Below are 8,456 nucleotides of genomic sequence, written 5' to 3' on the forward strand. Positions count from 1 at the left end.
GAAAACGGAGCTTTCGCTCCGTTTTTTTATTCTCTCAATTGCTCAAGATTAGTAATGATACTGTTGGCAATATCTGCAGCCGATGCGCCATCGAAGTTGATATCTAACTGCTGACCCCCTTTATTAATGGTTAGGGTCGAGTCTCCAGAATCTTCCGTTACAGACAAGGTAATACCATTCACTTGTCCAGAGAAGTCACCAGACTCAAAATCATCAAGCAGCGTCGACATATCGGTACCAGAAACATCATCGAACAAATCTCTAAGTTCGAGTTTGTCGCCTTCCGACGCATCAAAGTCTGTGACTGAATCCACTGCATTATCCATTTGAGTCCAAACAAACACATCACCATCAGCACCACCGGTCAGGATATCATCGTCTAGACCTCCTATGATGATATCTTCCCCCGCATTGCCCGAGATAGTATCTTCTCCTTCCTCTCCAAGTAAGATATCGGCACTAGCTGTACCAACAAGAGTATCATCACTATTACCACCCACTCCTGAAGGCGCGCCTACACTTGCAGTAACAGACACCGTAAGCGCCCCTATATCAAAATCACCGTTTGATGACTCAGTTCGATAAGAAATTCTTGCACTATCTCCATCATCCAAACTATTTGAAGGGATAAATACCAACTGATTATCTACAACGAGTACTTGACCTTTACTTGGATCAACAACTGCGTCAGCCAACGTTAGTGTAGCCGCATTGTCGCTGTTGGTATCGTTTGAAAGTACATCAACCACAATTGGCGTCCCTTCAGGTGTTGATGCTGTGTCATCTACAGCTTCAACAGAGTTTGGCTCCAAATCAAATGAAACGGTTTCTGCTGTAGTATCACCATCGCCGTCAGTCAGTACGTAATCAAAGTCAAACTGAGTAGCAACCGCAATCGATGAAGCAAAGAAGGTGTATTCACCTGTGTTTAAATCAATAACAACAGAGTTTTGACTGTCCACTACAATCGTTACGGTATCTTCAACTGCATCAACAATGGTTGTCGCTCCAGTGTTGTTAGCGTCATCATCCACCGTAATAGTCGTACCATCAAACGTCACCGTAATACCCGTTACGCCACCATAGTTAAATGACGATACATAGCCGCCATCAGCACCAAAGAACGACGCACTTCCCCCCATAACAGTCGAACCTAAAGCACCAGTTATTGGCGTTACGATCGATTGGATGAGTATCGCTGGAAGGCTATTAATATCCGGAACGATAATTGGGTCGATTTGTTTATCTATTGGATTATTAGCGTCATAAGCAACAGGCTCTAAGAACTGAGTTGCAGCTCCGGTACCAATACCGTAAGCGAGCGCTGTTACATTATATTGCTCTAGCTGCGCTTCCCAATCCGACTGTTCTGTTGCATCAATCTGATTCCCGGTAGAGCTAGGATTACCATCCGATAGGAAGTAGCTAAGGTTGTTTGCATCCGCAAGTAGCTCAGGATTACCCCAAACATCATCTTCGGCAGCAAGTGCAACGGCATCGTCGTAATCCGTACCGCCACCTGCAGTTAAGCTATTAATCAGTGCGATAGCTTGATCAACATCCATCCAAATTGTTGTTAAATCATTAGGTAAGCTGTTATCTGATGATTCAACACCATCTTCGCCAAGTACATTTGCATTACTACTGAAGGTTGTGATTTGAACTTTAGTATCTCCAAGTAATTGGTATTCTAATAACAAGGCTATCGATGCGCTTTTCAGTACATCAAGACGCGAAGTTACAACATTTGAACTTGAACCAGTAACTGAATCCCACCCCATCGATCCTGATACATCCAGGATCAACTGAACGTTGGAACCTGTTGTTTGCATCGCATTAACGTCTTCAACAACCGTTTCAGCAAATGGAGAGTCATCTTCAATGGCGACCGTAGCAGTTGCAGAGCTAGTAATACCAAGTGCGTTTGACGCAATCACTGGAACTTCTAAATCAATTACGTCTTCGCCACCACTATCCGGATGATCGACTTTTCCTAGTAGCTCTGTCGATAAATTACCAAGATCGTCAACCGACACCTCAATAATTGGCTGACCGCTTGCAGAGCCCGTAAGTGTCTTATCGTTGTTTGAGAGCGTCCAAACTAATGCATCTCCATCACTTGAAATTAGCGTCGTTGGTAAGCCCAATGTGACGGATTCCACAGTTGCTCCCAATGTAAGTGAGCCAGTATCATTCGTGGAATCTGTTGTATCAATAAAACCAGCTAATGCTCCATTGTCGGCATTCGCATCAGGTAAACCTTCTTCAGACACATTAAGTGCTACTGCACCAGAAATGGTTGGTGGGATAGCAGGGTTAACTGCAAATGATCCCGTAACACTGTCTCCATCGGCATCCGTTACTGTGTACTCGAAGTCAATATCACCATCACCAATAGGTTCGCTGAGTGGCTCATATTGGATGAACTCCCACTTGCCTGTGCTCGGTGTAAACTGCACTTCGAACGCAACACCATTATCTGTTGAACCAACTAAACGATTAGGGTTTTGCGCGTCGACGCTGACTGTAATATCGTCTCCACCTGCCGTCTGTAAACCTGATTCCGCACCCGTTAAAGCTGTTACGCCCGGACCATCTGCACCGTATGTAGAACTAATTGTTCCCTCTGCGGATGCGATTGGAATACCACCATCAGAACCGATAAAGGTAATGGATTTAACAGTAAAATCACTATTATCTTCAATATTCGGTCCATTACCGTTATCCGTTGCTTCTAGAATGATCTGATCAAAGCCACCTTGCTGAACACTAAAGTTTGCTGCGAAATCACCACTTTGAGCATCAGAAGTAAAGGTTTGTTGAGCAATTAGCACGCCATCTCGATAGAATGATGCGACCCCTTCTTCTAATTCACCTCCAAACATTTTGGCAAACTCAATTTCCGCACCAAATGCAACTTTATCACCCAAGTCTATGATGAGTTTTTCAGATACACCTTGATTGTTAGCAAAACGGTAATCGACCTCATTATCTAACGGGAAGCCGTTGTCACCTGAGCTTTTAACCCCAATACCATCCGAAGACTGATTGACTTGTGCTGCGCCAAGCGTCACCGATTCATCCGAAATAAAACCTTCGGCCGTTACAACAACGTCACCAAACGTTCTACTGAAAGAATCTGCACCATTACCTGTAAAGCTCACTTGTCCAGTTATAACATCGGGGATATCCAAGTTTGTAACGTCTACTACTGGCACGTTACTTGGTACTGATGGACGGTCATCTTCAACAATAACATTGAGGCTTTCAGACGTTGTGGTTTGACCATCACTGACCGAGATCTGCAAATCAAAGTCAATGATATCCTCAACATCATTCACCGGATGATCGAGAGGTTCAAACAGTGTGATGTTGTAATCCCAAGAACCTTGTCCTGAGACAGCGGGCTCCGTGAGAACAACAGTTGCAACAACAGCTAAACTCGCAGTAGAAGCCGTCAATGTTTGAGTATTGCTGTTCCATGCCCAAGACACAGGCTCTCCACCTGATGTGAGTGTATTTGGACCAGAAAGAACGACTGAAACATTCGCTGTATCCGGGTCTCCAACTGTAAATGACCCTGAGAAGCTGGCTGCATTTGTAGTATCGGTAGGAGAACCCGTGGAATCAGGTATACCATCGGTTAACCCTTCTTCTGAAACAACCGCATCGATAACGTCGGAAATAGCTGGAGGTGCATCATTATCGATAATTGTTGCATTACCGACATCAGAGCCCAATACAGGACCAACGCCTACAACAGAAACACTGAAGTCCTCATCCTGCTCAAACACTGCGTCGTTCAGGGTATCAATTCGAACATCAAATTGAGTCGAGCCTGCTGGTACCGTGACTAAACCATCATTCGGAACTGCAACCCAGCCGGAACCAGTATTATATTCAAGCGTGCCTAGATCACCCACTCCGGTGTCACCAGTGTTAAGAGTAAGCTGAACCTGAACCGCAGCTTCAGACTCGTTAGTGAGCGAGACAACGAAGTTGGCAGTGTCACCTTCGTTAATCGTGCCAGCATCGCTAATAGAAACCGTTGGGCGGTCGTCGTCCGGATCTGGGTCTGGCCCTGTACCGTCATCGACGATGGTTGCGGTACCCGTGTCAGTGCCTTGAACAGGGCCGAGACCGGTCACATCTACCGTGAAGTTCTCTGGACCTTCGTAGACTTCGTCGTCAATCGAAGCGATTCGAACATCGAACTGAGTCATACCAGCAGGAACACTCACCACACCATTAACAGGAACGGCTACCCAACCTGAGCCAGTGTTGTATTCGAGAGTGCCGAGGTCACCGGCTTCGGTATCACCAAGGTTAAGGTCGAGCTGAACCTCCACTGGAGCTTCTGATGCATTAGATAACGAGACAACGAAGTTGGCGGTGTCACCTTCGTTAATCGTTCCAGCATCACTGATAGATACCGTTGGGCGGTCGTCGTCCGGATCGGGATCAGGTCCCGTACCGTCATCAACAATGGTTGCGGTCCCCGTATCAGTGCCTTGAACAGGACCAAGACCGGTCACATCTACCGTGAAGTTTTCAGGACCTTCGTAGACTTCGTCATCAATCGAAGCGATTCGAACATCGAACTGAGTCATACCAGCAGGAACACTCACCACACCATTAACAGGAACGGCTACCCAACCTGAGCCAGTGTTGTATTCAAGGGTACCAAGGTCACCTGCTTCGGTATCACCAAGGTTAAGGTCGAGTTGCACTTCTACTGGGGCTTCTGATGCATTAGTTAACGAGACAACGAAGTTGGCGGTATCGCCTTCGTTAATCGTACCAGCATCACTAATAGATACCGTTGGACGGTCATCATCCGGATCGGGATCAGGTCCCGTACCGTCATCAACGATGGTTGCGGTACCTGTGCCTGTGCCTTGGACAGGACCTAAACCAGTTACGTCTACCGTGAAGTTTTCAGGACCTTCATAAACTTCGTCATCAATCGATGCGATTCGTACATCAAACTCAGTTAAGCCTGCTGGTACACTCACCACACCATTAACAGGAACGGCTACCCAACCTGAGCCAGTGTTGTATTCAAGGGTACCAAGGTCGCCTGCTTCGGTGTCACCAAGATTAAGGTCGAGCTGCACTTCGACTGGGGCTTCTGATGCATTAGTTAGAGAGACAACGAAGTTGGCGGTATCGCCTTCGTTAATCGTACCAGCATCACTGATAGATACCGTTGGACGGTCGTCGTCCGGATCGGGATCTGGGCCCGTACCATCATCAACAATAGTTGCGGTACCCGTATCAGCGCCTTGAACAGGACCAAGACCTGTTACGTCTACGGTGAAGTTCTCTGGACCTTCGTAGACTTCGTCATCAATAGAAGTGATTCGTACATCGAATTGAGTCATACCAGCAGGAACGCTTACTATTCCATCGATAGGCACTGCTACCCATCCTGAACCAGTGTTGTATTCAAGGGTACCAAGGTCACCTGCTTCGGTGTCACCGAGGTTAAGGTCGAGTTGCACCTCAACTGGGGCTTCAGAAGCGTTAGTTAACGAGACAACGAAGTTGGCGGTGTCACCTTCGTTAATTGTGCCTGCATCACTGATAGATACCGTTGGACGGTCGTCGTCCGGTTCGGGATCAGGACCAGTACCGTCATCAACAATAGTTGCGCTACCCGTATCAGTGCCTTGGACAGGACCAAGACCTGTTACGTCTACCGTGAAGTTCTCTGGACCTTCGTAGACTTCGTCATCAATAGAAGCAATACGCACATCGAACTGAGTTAAGCCTGCTGGTACAGTCACTACGCCATCGACAGGAACGGCTACCCAACCTGAACCAGTGTTGTATTCAAGAGTACCGAGATCGCCCACTTCGGTGTCACCAAAATTAAGGTCGAGCTGCACTTCGACTGGGGCTTCAGAAGCGTTAGTTAATGAGACAACGAAGTTGGCGGTATCGCCCTCGTTAATCGTACCAGCATCACTAATAGATACCGTTGGACGGTCATCATCCGGATCGGGGTCAGGCCCCGTACCGTCATCGACGATGGTTGCTGTACCCGTGTCGGAACCTTGCACAGGACCTAAACCAGTTACGTCTACCGTGAAGTTTTCAGAACCTTCGTAGACTTCATCATCAATCGAAGCGATTCGTACATCAAACTCAGTTAACCCTGCTGGTACACTCACCACACCATTAACAGGAACGGCTACCCAACCTGAGCCAGTGTTGTATTCAAGGGTACCAAGGTCGCCTGCTTCGGTATCACCAAGGTTAAGGTCGAGTTTAACCTCAACTGGCGCTTCAGAAGCATTGGTCAGTGATACAACGAAGTTGGCAGTATCGCCCTCATTAATCGTGCCAGCATCACTGATAGAAACCGTTGGGCGGTCGTCGTCCGGATCTGGGTCTGGCCCCGTACCATCATCGACGATAGTGGCTGTGCCCGTATCAGTGCCTTGGACAGGACCAAGACCGGTCACATCTACCGTGAAGTTCTCTGGACCTTCGTAGACTTCGTCATCAATCGATGCGATTCGAACATCGAACTGAGTCATACCAGCAGGAACGCTTACTACACCATCGACAGGAACGGCAACCCAACCTGAGCCGGTGTTGTACTCAAGAGTACCGAGGTCACCTGCTTCGGTGTCACCGAGGTTAAGGTCGAGTTGCACCTCAACTGGGGCTTCAGAAGCATTGGTCAGTGATACAACGAAATTGGCGGTGTCACCTTCGTTAATTGTGCCAGCGTCGCTAATAGAAACCGTTGGGCGGTCGTCGTCCGGATCTGGGTCTGGCCCTGTACCGTCATCGACGATAGTGGCTGTGCCCGTATCGGTACCTTGAACAGGACCAAGACCGGTCACGTCTACCGTGAAGTTCTCTGGACCTTCGTATACTTCGTCATCAATCGATGCGATTCGTACATCGAACTCAGTTAAGCCTGCTGGTACAGTCACTACACCACTAACGGGTACTGCAACCCAACCTGAGCCTGTGTTGTATTCGAGTATGCCTAAATCGCCAGCTTCCGTGTCACCAAGGTTAAGGTCGAGTTGCACTTCGACTGGGGCTTCAGAAGCATTGGTCAGTGATACAACAAAGTTTGCAGTATCGCCTTCGTTAATCGTACCAGCATCACTGATAGATACGGTTGGACGGTCATCATCCGGATCGGGATCTGGGCCAGTACCGTCATCAACGATGGTTGCGGTACCTGTGTCAGTACCTTGGACAGGACCAAGACCTGTTACGTCTACGGTGAAATTCTCTGGGCCTTCATAAACTTCGTCATCAATCGATGCAATACGCACATCAAACTCAGTTAAGCCTGCAGGTACAGTCACTACGCCATCGACAGGGACGGCAACCCAACCAGAGCCCGTGTTGTACTCTAGTGTACCTAAATCGCCAGCTTCGGTGTCACCGAGATTAAGATCCAGTTGAACTTCAACTGGCGCTTCAGATTCATTGGTCAGTGAGACAACAAAGTTAGCAGTGCCACCTTCGTTAATCGTGCCAGCATCGCTAATAGATACGGTTGGACGGTCATCATCCGGATCTGGCTCTGGCCCCGTACCATCATCAACAATGGTTGCAGTACCCGTATCGGTACCTTGGACAGGGCCGAGACCGGTCACGTCTACCGTGAAGTTTTCAGGACCTTCGTAGACTTCGTCATCAATCGAAGTGATTCGTACATCGAACTCAGTTAAGCCTGCAGGTACAGTCACTACGCCATCGACAGGGACGGCAACCCAACCAGAGCCCGTGTTGTATTCAAGAGTGCCGAGGTCGCCTGCTTCGGTGTCACCAAGATTAAGGTCGAGTTGAACTTCGACTGGGGCTTCTGATGCATTAGTTAACGAGACAACGAAGTTGGCGGTGTCACCTTCGTTAATCGTGCCAGCGTCGCTAATAGAAACCGTTGGGCGGTCATCATCCGGATCTGGGTCTGGTCCTGTACCGTCATCGACGATAGTGGCTGTGCCCGTGTCAGTGCCTTGAACAGGGCCGAGACCGGTCACATCTACCGTGAAGTTTTCAGGACCTTCGTAGACTTCGTCATCAATCGATGCGATTCGAACATCGAATTGAGTCATACCAGCAGGAACGCTTACTATGCCATCGACAGGCACTGCAACCCATCCTGAGCCAGTGTTGTATTCAAGGGTACCAAGGTCACCTGCTTCGGTATCACCAAGGTTAAGGTCGAGCTGCACTTCAACTGGCGCTTCAGATTCATTGGTCAGTGAGACAACAAAGTTAGCAGTGTCACCTTCGTTAATTGTGCCTGCATCACTAATAGAAACCGTTGGGCGGTCGTCGTCCGGATCTGGGTCTGGCCCTGTACCGTCATCGACGATAGTGGCTGTGCCCGTATCGGTACCTTGAACAGGACCAAGACCGGTCACGTCTACCGTGAAGTTCTCTGGACCTTCGTAGACTTCGTCATCAATCGAAGC

Annotated in this window: 1 protein-coding gene; it reads right to left on the reverse strand. The window is 48.3% G+C overall.

Annotated elements, in window-relative coordinates:
* Nucleotides 1-26: 26 nt before the first annotated feature.
* Nucleotides 27-8,456: beta strand repeat-containing protein (locus OH459_RS16240; protein WP_443088660.1), on the reverse strand; the 8,430-nt coding region annotated here is incomplete at its 5' end.

The organism is Vibrio sp. MM46, from assembly GCF_027587135.1.
Classification (GTDB): Bacteria; Pseudomonadota; Gammaproteobacteria; order Enterobacterales; family Vibrionaceae; genus Vibrio; species Vibrio harveyi.